Annotated in this window: 12 protein-coding genes and 1 pseudogene; 2 read left to right on the top strand and 11 right to left on the bottom strand. The window is 60.7% G+C overall.

The features are described from left to right. Positions 1 to 213: 213 nt before the first annotated feature. Entirely contained in the window at positions 214 to 1,122 is a 909-nt protein-coding gene (locus IVA93_RS37670; RefSeq protein ID WP_247282215.1) for a LysR family transcriptional regulator, read from the top strand. 250 nt (positions 1,123 to 1,372) lie between these two features. Here IVA93_RS37670 and IVA93_RS37665 read toward each other — a convergent pair whose 3' ends face one another. The 10 genes and pseudogenes from IVA93_RS37665 to repA all read right to left on the bottom strand — a co-directional run bounded on the left by IVA93_RS37665 (position 1,373) and on the right by repA (position 10,040). Further along, positions 1,373 to 2,929, bottom strand: coding sequence for a porin (locus IVA93_RS37665; RefSeq protein WP_247790016.1), 1,557 nt, complete (start codon positions 2,927 to 2,929; stop codon positions 1,373 to 1,375). Between the two features lie 267 nt (positions 2,930 to 3,196). Continuing rightward, a pseudogene (locus IVA93_RS37660) lies at positions 3,197 to 3,583 on the bottom strand (DNA-binding protein); the annotation flags it as partial. A 275-nt stretch (positions 3,584 to 3,858) separates the two neighbouring features. Further along, a complete protein-coding gene (locus tag IVA93_RS41075; RefSeq protein WP_346771687.1) occupies positions 3,859 to 4,071 on the bottom strand; it encodes a hypothetical protein in 213 nt (70 codons plus the stop codon). Between the two features lie 132 nt (positions 4,072 to 4,203). Further along, complete coding sequence (locus IVA93_RS41070) at positions 4,204 to 4,545, bottom strand: hypothetical protein (protein WP_346771686.1); 342 nt, start codon at positions 4,543 to 4,545, stop codon at positions 4,204 to 4,206. After that, positions 4,542 to 4,844, bottom strand: a complete 303-nt coding sequence (locus IVA93_RS41065; RefSeq protein ID WP_346658654.1) for a hypothetical protein — start codon at positions 4,842 to 4,844, stop codon at positions 4,542 to 4,544. Before IVA93_RS41065 ends, IVA93_RS41070 begins: the two co-directional genes overlap by 4 nt. A 407-nt stretch (positions 4,845 to 5,251) precedes the next feature. Next, positions 5,252 to 5,431 carry a hypothetical protein gene (locus IVA93_RS37645; protein ID WP_247790015.1) on the bottom strand — a complete coding sequence of 60 codons (180 nt, stop codon included), beginning with the start codon at positions 5,429 to 5,431 and terminating at the stop codon, positions 5,252 to 5,254. Between the two features lie 95 nt (positions 5,432 to 5,526). After that, entirely contained in the window at positions 5,527 to 5,682 is a 156-nt protein-coding gene (locus IVA93_RS37640) for a hypothetical protein (RefSeq protein ID WP_247474148.1), read from the bottom strand. Positions 5,683 to 6,325: 643 nt separating this feature from the next. Further along, a complete protein-coding gene (repC, locus tag IVA93_RS37635; protein ID WP_247790014.1) occupies positions 6,326 to 7,558 on the bottom strand; it encodes a plasmid replication protein RepC in 1,233 nt (410 codons plus the stop codon). A 263-nt stretch (positions 7,559 to 7,821) separates the two neighbouring features. Next, entirely contained in the window at positions 7,822 to 8,838 is a 1,017-nt protein-coding gene (gene repB, locus IVA93_RS37630; RefSeq protein WP_247790013.1) for a plasmid partitioning protein RepB, read from the bottom strand. Next, on the bottom strand, positions 8,838 to 10,040 hold the full coding sequence (repA, locus tag IVA93_RS37625) for a plasmid partitioning protein RepA (RefSeq protein ID WP_026233724.1): 1,203 nt from the start codon (positions 10,038 to 10,040) through the stop codon (positions 8,838 to 8,840). Before repA ends, repB begins: the two co-directional genes overlap by 1 nt. A 2,250-nt stretch (positions 10,041 to 12,290) precedes the next feature. On the opposite strand from repA, the gene IVA93_RS37620 reads away from it, so the two are divergent. Continuing rightward, positions 12,291 to 13,469 (top strand): RHE_PE00001 family protein, encoded by a 1,179-nt coding sequence (locus IVA93_RS37620; protein ID WP_247790012.1) that lies wholly within the window; start codon positions 12,291 to 12,293, stop codon positions 13,467 to 13,469. Between the two features lie 1,330 nt (positions 13,470 to 14,799). On the opposite strand, the gene nadC is transcribed toward IVA93_RS37620, so the two are convergent. Further along, positions 14,800 to 15,678 carry a carboxylating nicotinate-nucleotide diphosphorylase gene (nadC, locus tag IVA93_RS37610; RefSeq protein WP_247790011.1) on the bottom strand — a complete coding sequence of 293 codons (879 nt, stop codon included), beginning with the start codon at positions 15,676 to 15,678 and terminating at the stop codon, positions 14,800 to 14,802.

The raw sequence follows: 15,678 nt of genomic DNA, 5'->3' as shown, positions 1-15,678 counted from the left end.
TTTCGTCGCGCCTTTGGAAAATAATGTGCGCAAATAGAAGCGAGCTCGTTCACACGGATTGCACCGCGTCTGAGCGAAATCACTTTCGCGCGCGACCTGCAGTTGGTATCTAGTAACCCGGCTACGATCATCGAATAATGTGATGGACTATTGATTTCTGGCAATGCCCTCCTGCGAGAACTGACGGGCATGCCCGAAATTCCGGAGCACAAAATGGCTACCGAAACGGATGAAGTGCCACTCAATGCGATCCGGGTATTCGTCACAATTGCGCGCGAGGGAAGCGTAACCCGCGCGGCTAGCGCCTTGAGAATGACCCAGAGTTCGGTCAGCCGCTACCTCGCCGTGCTGCAGGAGTATCTGGGCAGTGACCTCATGCAGCGTCGCGGCCGGCGGAGCGAATTGACGGAATTCGGGCGGCTTTTTGCGAACACGGTTGCAGAACCGCTAGATACCGTTTGCTTCACCGCCAAGAGAATGCGCCGACGGAATCGTCGGGACACCAATCGGATTGTAGTCCGCACGTCACTCTCGACTTTCGCTTACGCCTTTCTGATTCCAAATCTCCAAGCTTTTTCTAATGAAATGGGCGGCGTAGTTGTGGATGTGATTAGCTCACTTTCGCAACCGACGTCGTCCGACGATTACGACATTTTGATCACACGGGATCTTTCCGTCATCGAGCCGGCAGATGATTGGGAAATCTACAACGAGCAACTCGTATGTGTGGGCTCACCAAATCACGTCGATGGCAAGAGCCTCCCGGTTGTTCGCACAGTACCCATCCTGAACATCACATCCCGGCCTGACATAATGCCGACATGGCTTCGGGCCATGAACCTGACCCCAAAAGATATAAAATCGGGAGCGCGATATGATCACAATTACCTGGCCCTGCCGGCGGTGATGACGGGCAAATGTCTTCTCGTCGCGCCCGAAATCATTGTAAGTGACCTGGTACGTGGTGGAGCTCTCAATGTGATTCCACGATCGCGCACTCCCAGCGGCATGCAGTATCGCGCCTATGCTGTAGACCGAGGCGATAATCCCGAAATGTCTCGCGCTTTTTGCCGGTGGCTCGTTCGTCTTTGTAAGAAGACCGCCCTTGCGGAGACGGCATAAGATTGTCGTAGCAGCATTCCAACTTGCTTGAAGATCTCACCTAGCACCCGTTTTTTAAACGTGAGAGCAAAGCCTACAACGACGAAGCTCGGCCCAAAACGGTCCTTCAACGCCGTTTGAAAGCCGCCGTATGCTCAGCTCTGATTTAGATACTAATTGCAGAAGGCCCCCGGCGGGCATGCCGGAGGCCTCCTTAGAGGTTAACTTCGTTCTTTGAGCCTTTTCTCCTTCCGCTGGTTTAGACAGAGCCTCACCAGTTCCGCTGAGCCCGCAAGAGCAGGGTCGGCGTGCTCTGATCTTTCAATTCGTAAAGAGCCGCCGGCTTGGCGACCGCAGACTGCACAGGCAGTGTCACTGTACTTCCGCTCGCGTACTTTTGGTCGAGCATGGTGTAGGCGAGATCTGCCGTGAAGGTCAGGTTCTTGACCGGTGTCCAGCGCGTGACGACGCCAACAACCCCATAGTTGAAATCAGGATTACAGCCAGCATTGCCGCTCGACAGCGCAAGGTTGGCTACGAATGCACCGCAGATGTAGCCCTTCGCTGCGCTGTTATACCGAACGGCGCCCCAGCCGCCGTAGATGGCACTATTCCAATGAGGATCCCAGTTGTGGGTGTAACCAGCATGGAAGCCGTACGTCTTGGTTAGCTCCTGGCCCGCACCGGCAACGAACACGGAGTCAGACAAGCCCGCCAGGCCGACGCTCTGATAAGCACCTGCCAGCCCCGTCCCGCCGTACATCGCGTAGGTGGTTGGCATCAAATCGTTGAAGTTGTAGCGGGTCGCGCCGTTGGTATAAGCGCCTGACACGTTGATCGTGTCACCGGCTCCGGTCGGGATGTTCTTGATTGACAAGGCCAAAGCAGCAGCCCAGCCCCACTTGTCGTCCGGATGCCCGGTCGCTTCGTCGCCACCGTAGTACCCAGCATGGTTGTCGTGCGCCGCGAACGACGCCTGGAAGAGACCCCACGCCTGGTCAATACGAACCATCGCGATGAGGTCTGGAGACGATGAACCGCCGATGTTGTTAGTGCCGTACGCACCGGTGGCGAGAGCGGCCGCCGTTGCTCCACTTACATTCCAGATATTGGTCGTGCCGTAGGCGACCTGATCCTGGGCTGAGAAAGCGGCTGTGATGCCTTGTCCGAAGTCAGCGGTATAGGTGAACTGGTTCACGCCGGTGACCCATCCGCCGCCGCCCGGAAGATCATCGAACTCGTTGCCTGGATAGTTGGTCCAGGGCGCCGAGAACTGTGAGACGGCCTTACCCATCGTAAAGCCTGCGAACTGAATGAAGGCGGAGTAGACGCCGAGCGAACCACCAGCGACCTGTGAAGCGGTCGACGTTGTGTAAGCGGTCGCCCCATTGACGGCGCTCGTGCCGGCGCCAGTATAGCCGCCTGACGTCCAGGTGAACACGCCCGAGAAATAGGTGCGAACGAGGCCGTACTCAGTCGCGGTGCGCGTGTCGATGCTCAGTCCTTCACGAGCGCGCCAAGTGTAGCTGTTGCCTAGACGGTTGCGTGCTCCCGCTACGCCATTGGCGGCCGGGTCAAAATCGCTATTGCTATTCGCGACAAGGTCAGTGCGCAGATATCCGCCAAGCTTGATGCAAGTGTCCGAGCCAGGGATGTAGTAGAAGCCAGCGCCGTACAGTGAGCAAACCTTCACGTACTCCACAGCTCTGACTTTGACTGGCAGGTCAGCAGCTTGTGCCCCACTCGACGCGAGAGACGCCGCCGCAATAGTCAAAACAACATGCTTGATTGTTCGAAGTAAGCGAAAGTTCGTTTCTGAGAGTGTCATTGTCCCTATCCACTGGAGGTCAGCATTTGTGCGGCCGACGCAGTATCGTTGGGACGCAATCGTTTGGTGACGGAGATCAAGTAATCCGATGGCACGTTCGGATTTCACGATGGATCACATGAGAACTGGAGTCATCCCATCGACTTCTCGGCCGCAAGATGCGTAGGGCTAAGCGCGTGTTGCTGCGCAGGTCCAGGCGAGCGGTCGGATGCCACCCAGCGACAAAGCGCTGAGCTGTCGTACTGGCCGATGAGCTTCGCACCCTGGGAGCTCGATCCACTTCCAGCCTTCGGCGGCGATCGTTTCCGCCTCTGCCTTTCGCTTCTCAGCGACCAGACCGTCGAGCAGAGCGACGTCCTCGAGCCAGCCGCCGTCGTCGGACTGGAACGGGTTGCGCAGCACCACGCCACGGGCCGCCTCGTAGGCATCTAGGCCAACAAACATGGCGCGACGGTCGGAGGCGCGCGCCGACTTCTCCGTCAGCATGCGGCGGATCTGATAAGGCTCTTTCTACCAAGAGCCGGAGATGGTCTGCCAGACCTGCTCCTGGCGGCCGTGATCCGCGGTGACGGCGAAGGCCATCAACTGCTCGAGCGACATGCCCTCGTCGGCATAGACCTCGAGCAGCGCGGGCGAAACCGAGGCGAGTCGCAGGGTTGGTTCACCACGTTGGGCGAGCACGTAGCTCACACTGTCCCGCGGAAATCGCCGAACTGCGATGAGTGCGGCGCAATTGCCGGCTGAGGCTTTCTGCCATTGCGGCTTCGTCTGTGGCGACGTACCAGTCTATGACATCGCGGATAATCTGGCGGGCAAGGTCACCGCTTGTTGGGGCAGAGGTTGAACCGTCGAGAAGGAGACATAACACGGCATCGGCGCGCACTCCGACTCCCCCGCAATCCCGGTTATCGCGCGTCCTCTTTCCTTGCTCACTGCGCCAATTGATCTCCATTCCCCTCTCGCTCGTCAGCATCGCTCTGGCTTATGGCGACAAAGCGCTCTCGTACAATATCGACCCGGCCTTCAGGTCCCTTGATATTGCCGTCGAGAAAATGATCAAAATCCTCATGACCTAGGAGCGCTTTGAACATCTCTGCAATGTAGCAGCGAATATCATCGTCTGCGTTTTGGATTTCAGCCACGAGTTCCTCTCGCCGTCAACGACGAGAAGGATGTCCTCGATGTCACGGCTGCCTAGGAGATCGTCGTTGCCGCGGCCGAGATATGCTTCCCTCGTTCAGGTGACACGTGACCGCCGTCTCGATGCCTTTGGCCTACCAGCGATTGCTTAAAGCCGAGAATACTTTCATCATCCGGCATGAAATCGACTTTGAGGTCGCCGAGCCGCAAGCGGCAAATGACCGGTCTTCCGGAGATTCCACGAACCCCTTCTGACGCAACTGGTCTTGCAGTTGAGCCCATTGCGCATGTCCGACGAGATCAACGATCAGATCCACGTCATCGGTTGCCCGAACGCCTTCGAGAACGATCTCGTCCGTAATGAAAAGGGCTGTTGTGCAACCGCCAACAAACACCAGCCGCTCGCGCAGTTCATCTCCCAAAGACTGCGCGACCGTTTGCAACATATGAAGCAATTGGCCTTTAACGGTGGTCATTTTCTGAGAAGCCTTTCCGATAAACGCTCGGCCGCGAGCCCAGCCTCCCTTTGATTTCCAAGCCTGACACCATCGATAAGGGCCAGATACTCGTACAGGCGATCGTCTTTTTGAGTGGCCTGGGGTACGCTTTTAAACAGCGGGTCTACCGCCTGCCCCATGTCTTTGCCTTTGGCGTACGGCCAGACGTAAATGTACTCTCCTGCGCTGATCAGAAGATTTTTAAGCGGGGCGGCCGCAAAGGCGGTGGGGATGCCCCGGGTCATCGCACCCGGTTTAGCCGGGAAAACGAACTCCAATCCGTGCACCACGAAATTATAGAGATTGCGGCGGTTGGGCTTTGCCTGGCCGGTTTCCCGATCTTTGACCGCAAGTCCCGACGAAATGCTCCGGTTAATCGACGCATTGACGTCTGTCTTGCTGACACCAAGGGCTGATTCCAGGCTGCGTACTCAGTACGGGTCATCGTTATGCGCAGCCTCCCCAAGATGCGCGTCGCCCTCATTTTTGGCCTGCTCAAGGCTTACAGCTTCAGCAATATAACAAGGTCTTGACTTTTCATACAGATTCGCCCTCGTCCGCTGTCCTAGGACCAGGGACAGGACCCACAAAGGGAGTCTTCGGATCGAGATTAGAACGTACTGCTTTGTGGCGCCCACTAACGCGGAGGTTCATCCCACTTCCTAGTAGTATATTCGATTTCGTGCTACTTACAATTGTTGCAGATTTCAAGTCTGCCCTTGCTTGTCAGCCGATCTCGTAGGCCCAACCGGCCCGCCAGCGTTTCTAACGAATCCATAACCGCTCCCTTGAGCGAGATGGTGGCGCCCGTGTGGATTTCCAGCAATACATCTAGCGCGGTTTGCGTGCCGTGCGCGGCGATCATAGAGACGGCTCCGGATGCCTCGTTGTAGGACCATCGGGCGACCACTCTCTCGAGAAATGAAAGCGGCAGAAGATGCTGTCTTTCACGTAACGTCGTCAGTGCATGCCCAACGTGTGCTGCCGAAGATCGATATCGTTCGAGCCAAGCACCTGCTTCAATCTCTGCTCGATCGCCGACAACGCGTCCTGGGATCCAAATCGCGCGAATCCCTCGGCCAAGTTTAGCCCGTCGATCGGTTCATAGTCTTCCATGGCTGTCCACTCCTCCAGCAGCGGCAGGAAGAGGTCAGCGCCCGGTGCAGCGGCGCAGCATCGATCACTCCTCCCTCGAACATGTCCATTTGAAAAAGAGCTGTCATTCCAAGCACGATGCTGCTGGTCAATCCCGCCCTATCCGATGGAGAGGAAGTGCGTTCCTTGAGGCGTCGCATCGTCCCGCTTAAGATAGACAGGTACTCGCCTCGCCGTGGAGATGTTCTGCGAGGCTGTACGTAGATCGATATTACTGGTGCTCCGGAGGAGGTTGAGAACGTTGCTGGCCTGACTGCCGGCCGTCGAAGGAAAACCGCACCCACTCGCATCGAGCGGAACGGTCCGGCGATCGCGGCACCGATCTCGTCTCTTCATTGGCCTCTCTAACGGCGTGCTCGACCATCTCCCATCCAACGGGATTAGCGTCCCCAGGGCTCGGCCCCCCATCCGCGAACCGCGCCACCTCCATCCGCTGCTCAGCGGCGCCTCCATGACGAGGCTGGAAAAACAGAGTGAGGATCGGGTGGTGTTTTGCCATGACGATCTCTGCGAAACAGCTTTGCGTCGACGCGGCCGCAGCCGGTTGGACTGGCCTCTTCGATCCACGAGAAACGTAAAGGTTTGGGGGCGGCGCCTCATCGCCTCACGCCCGCTGCTTGTCTCGGCGGCGAGAATTGATCTGCGCCATCAGGATCGGGCCAAGCGAAAACTCGCCGACCTCGGCTTTTCGCGTCAGACCGCGCAGATAGCCGCCGGCGGAATTGATCGCCGTCCCGCGCTGCAGGATACACGCGACGACGATGGCCGCGGGCACCTCGCCCATAACCTTTTGAGCCTCCTCCCAGGCGCTCGGACTGATCCCCAGCATCGATCGCACAACGGCCGCGGTAGCGAGCAAATCGCGCCAGTTCGAAACCCCACCCTTCGCATAATCGACGATGTCGGGACACGCACTCAGGACCATTCCCAACGGATAAGCCCCCTCCCCGACTCGCGACGGTTGAGGTTTGGGCTCAGCTCCCGCCGCCCTGCCTTCTCGGAAGACAGGTTCAAGATCAATTGGGGTATCTGGATTTGAAGTCTGTATGTGGTGCTCAGAGTGGGACTCATTGGCGCCCGGGTTCTTGGATTTGATGTGTGCTTCCAGAAGATTGAGCACGTCGTCGGCAAGCTGAGACAACTCGTCGGCGATCGGCTCGAGCTGCTGGCGCGTGGCCGTGCGCGGAATCTGGTCGACGATCGCGCGGAAGGCAGCGTGCACAACCTGCCAATCGGCAGGCCCCTGCCCTCCCCTTCGCGTCGGGACGTCTTCCTCGATGCCAGTTGCAATCATCTTCGCGATGTCGCGCCGGCACAGCGTGATGCGCTCTCGTACGAGCTTGAGTGCGCGGGCCTCGGCTTCGATATCGGCCGCCAGGCTCTCGAACTCCTCCGAGCGCACGACCAGCGGCGACAGATCGAAGCCGAAGGCGAGCTCGATGTCGCCGGCATTGTCCTTCCGCGCATACCGCTTGCCATTGGGACTGTCGCGCCGAACGATCAGGCCCGCGTCGACCAGCACGGAGAGGTGACGTCGCAGCGTTGACGCTGGCATGCCGTGCGCCCGCCGACTGAGTTGATGATTGGACGGGAAGACAATCAGATCGCCTGCCCCCGTCAGTGCGGTCTCGGGATGGAACGTTAAGAGCGCGTTCAAGACCGAGAGCGAGCGCTCCGACACGGCAAGGCGCGGCCGTGCCGTGCAGATGGCGTGGAAGATCTTCCACTTATGGACGATCTTTTCGGGCGGACGTTCGGTTGCGACCATCTGGCTTGCTACATGGGCAAGCGTCAGCGATCGCCGCCCAAAGGGCGTCGTTGGGGAGTGTGACTGCATGTCTTTGCCTCATGCGGGCAAAGAAAATCCGCTCACCAAAACGGTGCCGTCGCTAAAGACGCTTGACTGCGATTCGTGAAAGTGATTCTCTGTCAGTCGCCAAACGTGACGAGAGAAGGCTTTCGGACGGAGACGTTCCGGGGGCCTTTTTTCTTTTCCGCTATGCTCCTACGGTGAGAGGACGGAAACGCGGGTACGCATCGCGCCGCCCGACCGTGTGAGGTCCAGGCAGCGCCATATCCAAAGCGGCAAGACGCCCGATGTCACTCATCGGTGCCTCCATCGAGAAATGCCCGGTAGAGTTCCGGCAGCCGCGAAATAACAAAGTCTCCAAACGCAGGCGCGGCCTTTTCATCTACAGCTAGCGTGATGCGATCTGCGCGACGTTCAATCTTCACGATCTTTTTGCCTCCGTCGTCCGCCCAGGTTGTCGGCCGTGCAACTTTGGGCTTGCGGGGCGCCAGCGCGGCCATAGTTATCGCGAACCGTTCATCGGAAGTAGCGCGCACAAACCGATCGCTGGCAACGCTGTCGGCCAATACCTTTTGGTCGTGGCGGCCTACAAGCCGCTCCGCCAACTCCATCCAGCGCCGGCGGCCGGTTTTTGGCGCTGGTCCGATTGCATCGAGTAGGCTCCGGGGAAGGGCCCGCGCGACCGTGATGAGGCGGGAGAGCTCCGTCTTGTCGACGCTGAGCGCCGCCATGATGATCTCGCGCTTGAATCCACGATCCTCGAGCGCGGCGGCGTAAGTTGCCCGCTCAATAAAGGACAGATCCTCCCGCTCACCATTCTCCTTGCCTTGTGCCACCACCAGGTCTTCGTCGCTAAGGTCGCGGACCACGGCCCGCGCAGGGCGGCCAAGTTGGGCGAGCGCACGAACGCGACGATGGCCATAGGCAATCTGAAACCGGCCCGGGCTGGACGGATGCGGGCGAAGGAGGATGGGAACCAACTGCCCATTGGCGCGGATCGATTCAACGAGGGCAGAGTGCTTCTCGTCCACGCTCGTCATACGATCGGGAACGATCGAGGCGTCGATCAAATCTGGGGCGATCTCGACGACGATTTGACCGGTGGTGAGTTGCTCGGTCAAGGCCTTGGCGGCATCGCGCTCCGCGGACAGCATCTCGAGTGAACGGCTCATGGCGCCGACCGCTCCGCGCGACCCAAGTGTTGGCTGGGTTGGTCTGCGATTGTCGCTGGGCTCACCTGACGAGGGTTCGTTGACCGCGGTCAACTTGTCATCAATGAGGTCCGCAAGCAGGTTTTTTCGACCCATTAGGCCCTCCCCCACGCAGCCTGGATGAGGCTTTGGATTTCACCATTGACGCTGTCCAGCGATTCCATGGCGCGGTCGTAGGTAGCCCGTGTGAACTGATCGCGGCTGACCTCATAGAGCGTTTGCTTCGTGATGCCGGCGTCCGAGATCGCCGTACTTTTCAGCATCATGTTCGTGACCATGCGGTCGCCAAACAGCGAGCGCATAAAGCCGACCATTTGGGCCTGCGGTCCATCGCCGGGCTCATAACGCGTGACGAGATAGCGCATCCAATCGTAATTCATGTTGCCGCCGGCCTTGGCGACGACCGCAAGAAGGTCGGATGTCATGATTAGAAATTGGCACATCGACATGACATCGAGCATTTGCGGATGCACAGGGATCAGAATTGCCGTTGCTGCGCAGAGCGCAGAAAGCGTGAGAAATCCGAGTTGAGGCGGACAATCGATCACGACAATATCGTAGCGGTCCTGAACCGTGGCGAGGGCACGGGCAACGCGGGCGAAGAACAGCGGGTCACCCGACTGGCGCGCAGCTAGCGCTTTCGGGGTTTCATGTTCGAATTCCATCAGTTCGATGTTGCCGGGAACGATGTCGAGCCCCGAAAAGTAAGTCTGCCGAATGATCTCATTCAGTTCGCGACGCGCATCGTCGTAGCGGATGGCGCCGTACAGAGTTCCGTTTTCCTCGACATCAAACTCGGGCTGATAGCCGTGCAGCGCGGAGAGCGAGGCCTGCGGATCCAGATCGATCGCGAGCACTCGATAGCCCTGTAGCGTGAGATGTTGGGCGAGATGCGCGGCGGTGGTGGTCTTACCGGACCCTCCCTTGAAATTAACGACCCCAATGACTTGCAACTGTTCGCCCGCGACGCGATACGGTCGGTATCGGCGCGCGCCCTTGCCGGATTCATCGAGATAAGCACGAAGACTTTGAATATCGTCGAATGTGTACGACCTTCGACCCGATGGGCTGGTGTCCGGCTGAGGGCCCCTGCCCTCCAGCGACAATTGGCGGAGGTAGCCGTCATTAATGCCGACGAGCTTAGCGACTTCGCCAGATGTAAAGCGGCGCAGATGCTTGCGTGCTTTTGGCGGGAACAGCTTCGTTCGGTGGGCGTGCAGCTTCGCCGACAGTTCCCGCGCGTCTGCCGCGATCGTGTCGTGGATCGCCTGCGGCGCGCCAGGCGTGATTGACGCCATCGCTTGTTGGTCGTTCAGGGCCACGGCTTTCTCGCGTAGTTACGAATTTCGGGTAGACGGCATGCGCAAAGCGTGGCTATTACGCCCGATTCTGGCCGGTCTCGCAATAGTTAAAGGGTAAACCAATCCTTAACGGTCCGAATCGGCCCACGGGTGGTCTAAAGTTGACCGCGGCCAACTCTCGGGCTGTAGCCTGCGCGGCTGCTGCGAAGGCGCCGCTCTTAAACGGAAGTTGACCGCGGTCAACTTTCTCCGACGCAGTTCCCACAATCGACTCGCGCTCGAACTCTATCACCGCCCCATTCGAATCAAAATTCAGCGTCGAGCCCTGGCGCGCTCCGCTCAGCCGCAACCGCAACATCCGCTGCGCGGCGCCCGCGCCGAGACCGTGCAGACGCGAAGGATGGCAGGTCGGAAGGATGGCAGGTCGAGAGTCCCGCGACCCGTCACGAGCAAGTCGTCCAGCCGATCACCAGATGCGGGCGCTTGCGTTTGCACCGATTCGTCACGTGCTGGCTTGGAATGGCGAGCCGACTCGGCCAGCGCTGCAGCAAGGGAAAGTGCCCTCTTTCACCGCTAAAGCCGGCGCGCTCCCAGCCGCCGTTCCACCCTCGAAGCCGCATGATCATCGGCTGCGAACATGTCGCGCTCGCACAGCACGACCGCGACGTCAGCCCGCATAGCGTGACGATCAAGGACTTTGACGGACGATCGGCTCCCAAGCGGCACAACACCCCGGAAGCAGTGGACCTCGCGCGGCAGGCGCTCGAGCTTAGGCACGGGGTTGAGGACCTGTTATCCCTCGCGGGTGTCCTATGCGGATCATCCGCCGTGCCATCCCGGGTTGCTGGATCCCACTCTCCACGCGACTGGCGGGACTAAGAAAGCAGCAGGGATGGCGGCGCGACGGCAAGAGGTAGACCGGAGCCGGTCTGGCGATCAGTGTCGCCGAAACCGGTCTCGGCCAATCCAGTTCGGAAGGAACGGCATCTCTTCATCTTCGCGGAACGGGCCACAATGCGAATCAACGGCGGTGCAGCCCATTTCCCGCTCGCAGCCGAGGGCGAATGCAGATGTAGTCGGCGGAGGCTTCCTCAGCTCCGCCTCCTTGGCGCGTTCCAGCATCCAGGTCGCACCGCGCCGAGGGTTTGCCCGAGCGGGTCTCGGATCGGTTGTCTTGAAACCACGTAAGCGCGGGCGAGGGCATCGACGAGGTTGTGGTCGTCCGGGACGGATCGAGGTCAGCTAGGGTGGCAACAATGGAAACAAAGCGCGCCCCCGTGTCCGGAGACGGAAAGGGCAGGGTAGGGGAGCGGAAAGGACGGAGGAATAGGGGAGGCGTTTATCAGCCGTTAACCATAAAGTTCCAGTCAGCACCACAAAGAGCCGCACGTCGGCCTGAGGCCGCCCGTCACTGGAAAGCCAGCGATCTTGGCGGTCCTACTAACAGCGACCTGCTCCCGTATTCCGTGTATCGAATGACCGGAGGTGGCGTCTAGAGGAGCATGCCATCGCCTTGCACATCGAGAATCCGCAGACCGAAGCGATGGCGCGGAAAGTGACGGTGTTGGAAAAGGTCCGCCTCACCCGAACAGTGCACCGGCACGCGCTCATGAGCTCGAGAGCCGAGGTCGTTTTTCCTCGACCGCGGCGTCCAGTTCTGCCCGGATATGCTCCAAAGGGGGCAACTCCGCGGCGGACGGCCCACCAAAAGGATTCCGCGACGGCCCGTATGAGGAGATTCATCGGCGTATCGCCCTTCATCGCGCTCATCAGCGACTGAGACGAGGCACGCGAGCTATTGGCTCGCCTGCAGGAAATCGGAACGCGTCTGACGTCGCCGCAGGCCGTGGGGAGGGCGGTTGCCGTGGCGCCAGCACAAATCTTTCGGTCAGCGCCACCGCGGAGGCGCTCGAAGATTAGGTAGCCTGATCCTCATTGCCGCAGTCCCGGTGCAGCCTGTTAAGGGCGGTCCGGCGGGCGTCAATTTCCGGACCTGTTTTTACCTACGCTTCACCTTGCATTCCGCGCAGCCTGATTTTCGAGGGCGCCTGCTTTGCCGGGGAGGGCACAGTCACCGGAGCGGCTGGTCCGGAACAGGGCAGGGTTGGCACGAGTGGCGATTTGTGGTTGATCTGAAGCTTGGCGCTGGTGATTTGCAGCGCTGCGAGTGCTGATCGCACTGCGGCCGCACCCTATCGATAAGGCGTGCTTATCGATAGCGAGAGGGGAGCGGGAACAGGCCTCGCTATGACGGAACATAAAGGTGTGTTAGGTTCCGTTTCGCCGTTTCCTCTTAAGGTTATCAAGGCCTTGTCTTCCGGCTACAAAATCGCCGATCCGCTGCCTTGGGCTCAGCTCGCGGGGCCGCTTGCCGCGGCCGAGGATGCCGCCGCCCGCCTCGACGAGCGACTGGCCAAAAGCCCAATCCGTGACGGTGCGATCAGCCGAATGCACTTCGCCGAGGCTTGCGCCACTCTGTGGCTTGACGGCGAACTTGTCTACCTCGATGACCTCGTGCTCCACGACGCCGGCATGGACGTCCGCGCCCCCACCCACGAGCTGACCCGGGCTCACGCCGTGCTGCGCGCCCGTCGGCGCATTGCCGACGCGAAGCCCAATTGGGCGCTGTCGGTTTCCGGACTGGCTGACCTTCGGGGCCGGCGCGAACGAGAGGAGGTCGAGGAACGTCTCGGGCTCAACGAGGACGCAGAGCGGGACGCGGTGGGTTTCGACGGACCGCTTGGCGTCATGAACACCGATCTCCATCTGGCCGCAGCCTTAGCCGCGGTCGACGCCGCCAACGCCAAGGCGGAGCGCAGACTCGCCGACGAGCTTCGGTCGTGGCCAGAGCGGGACTCGCTCGTCTACGATCCGGACTGGGACGAGGACGGCCGCCTCGACGACTGGCGCGCCGTCGTCGATGAGACCCGCAAGCTGCCACCGACTCTGGCGGCTGCAATCGCCGCGGATGCCTGGGACGCGATTGAACCGCTCGAGCACACGCCTTGGCTAGGGTGCCTGCTCGCAGCTAGCGTGTTGCGCGACCGCGGCAAGACACGCTGCTATCTGTTGTGCCTGCATGGAGGGCTGAAAAGCATCTCGCGTGAGCGTCGGCGGGCACGCGACGTCGCAGCGCGGCTGGTTGTGCAGCTCGAGGCGATGACGGCCGCCGCCGAGGCCGGCCTAAAGGACCACGACCGCTGGCTGATGACCAGAAACCTCCTCGCCCGAAAACTCGCCGGCCGGCGCGCCACTTCGAAACTGCCGGCGCTCCTCGACTACGTGCTGACCCGGCCGATCGTCTCGGCCGGCATGATCGCGGCGGAGCTTGGGATCACGGCCCGTGCGGCCCAAAACCTCGTCGCCGAACTCGGCCTTCGCGAGACGACTGGCCGGGGACGCTATCGCGCGTGGGGCATCCTGTAGAGCGCGAGCCGCAAGCAACGTGAATTCCGTGCAAAGAGCGTAATGGGCGAGCATTCGTGCGCCGCAGAACATCAGTGAGGCAGCACGGAAAACGGGATCCCACAACGCGTCGATGGATCGCCGCTGCCGCAGGTATTGAAAGAGTTGACGCGGATCCACACGCCGCTCGAGAAGCACTAGCGCGACATGCAGGACACCGAGTTTACGGTTGAGCAGGCAAGCTATAGATGCTTCGGACCCGCGGCGGCACATGCCGACTTCGTGGTGCTTCTTCGAGATCATGAAGGGCCTGCCGGTAACGATCGGGCTTCCGGGTACCCTTCATAAATTCCTGGCGAACACCGATGCGAGGTCGAGGGAGTGGCCGCACCACAATGGTGAGACAGTGGGAAACACAGCGAGTCCCCTTATGATACGGGCGTGCAGGCTTCTGACCACTCACGTTGACCGGATGTTTATCGTTACCATGAGCGGCGTTTACCAGTGCACGCGGTCACTGCGTGGAACCACCTGTGTTCGCTTGCGTGCGCTGCACGCGCAACGCCGATTAACGCCCCAGCAACCTAAATTAGATACTCACGAGAAGACTCGAATCGCACGGATGTACTGCGGTTCGATTTTTCTGGCGTAAGCGTAGCGTGCGCGTAGCGACTTGTGTATTTGCATACCCATCCGAAGGGCGCGCGGTTCGCGTCCTTCGGCACTGGTCTCTGCATCTTCGCATCAACGCCAGAGACCGGCAGTAGCACACCGCCTCTCCGCTGGCGCCTCAGCCGTTCGCGCGCCGCCGCTCGCAATCCCCAATCGGTCCCAGGCCCGAGACGCTGCGCGCTCGCTGACGATTCAGCCGCTCGAACCGCTGAAGCAGGCGGAAGCACGCCAGAAACTCTGGAAGGCGATGCTGGTGACCAGATCTGGCTGCCCGAGGTCGGCAAGTCGACGCACTACCACGCCTAGTGGGTGCGTCCGTCCTGGCTGGCCGAGATGAAGAAGATGACACGAGCGCCGTTCACACCTTCTACCGGCCTTGCGCCTGGGGCGAAGCCAGCGAGGAACCAAACTGGGGCATCCCGCGCAGACCGCCGCACTCTCCCCCCCGAACTCGCCGAGGAAGCGAAGAGCTCGGCCGAGATGGCGTGAGCGAACGGCGGTAACCTTTCTTACGTCTCCCCGCTTGCGGGGAGACGTAAGATCGCTCTTGCGATGCGGGCGAGGGGGTACAGGTCTTTCGACAGCCGAATACGTGGAGAGATGCCCCTCACCCCAGTCCTCTCGGCGCGAGCAAATCTCGTTGCGGCCCCGTAGGAACGGGGAGAGGGAGTAGACCTCCTCAGGCCTCGATATCCAGCGCACAGTCGAAATTCGGCGCTGAATGCGTCAGTGCGCCGGCTGAGGCGTAGTCGAGGCCGGTGGCCGCGATGGCTGCGATCGAATCCAGGGTGACACCGCCGGATGCCTCCAGTTTGAGGCGTCCCTCGTTGAGCCTGACGGCTTCGCGCAGCGTCGCAATGTCCATGTTGTCGAGCAGCACGGCGTCGGCAAGGCCGGTGTCGAGCACCTCGCGCAACTGCGGAAGCGTGTCGACCTCGATCTCGATCTTGACGAGATGGCCGGCCTGGGCGCGGGCGCGCTCCAGCACGGGACGGATGCCGCCGGCGACCGCGATGTGGTTGTCCTTGATCAGGATCGCGTCGTCGAGCCCGAAGCGGTGATTGAAGCCGCCGCCGCAGCGTACCGCGTATTTCTCCAAGGCGCGCAGCCCGGGCGTGGTCTTTCGCGTGCAGCAGATTCTCATCCGGGTGCCCTCGGCGCGCGCAACGTAGTCCGCCGTGAGCGTCGCGACGCCCGACAGCCGGCCGACGAAATTCAGCGCGGTCCGCTCCGCCGTGAGGATGGCGCGTGCCGGCCCCGAGATCGTCAGCACCTGCTGCCCGCGGGCGACGCGCGCGGCGTCGCGAACATGTGCGCGTATCTCGATGTCGGGCGAAAGCTTTTGCAAGGTGGCGAGCGCCAGCGGCAAGCCGGCGATCACGCCGGACTGCCGTGCGACCAGGATCGCTTGCGCCTTCGTTGCCTCGGGGATCGTCGCAAGCGAGGTAATGTCGCCGGCGCGGCCGAGATCCTCATCGAGCGCGCGGAGCACGGCCTCGTCGATCGCGAGCGGGGAGAGAAAGGCGTCGGGATAGAGCAGAGAGGTCGGGGTGATCAT

Source organism: Bradyrhizobium sp. 155 (genome assembly GCF_023101105.1).
GTDB classification, from domain to species: Bacteria; Pseudomonadota; Alphaproteobacteria; order Rhizobiales; family Xanthobacteraceae; genus Bradyrhizobium; species Bradyrhizobium canariense_D.
Note: the sequence above shows the minus strand (reverse complement) of the source record. Positions and strands in the feature narration are given on the sequence as shown.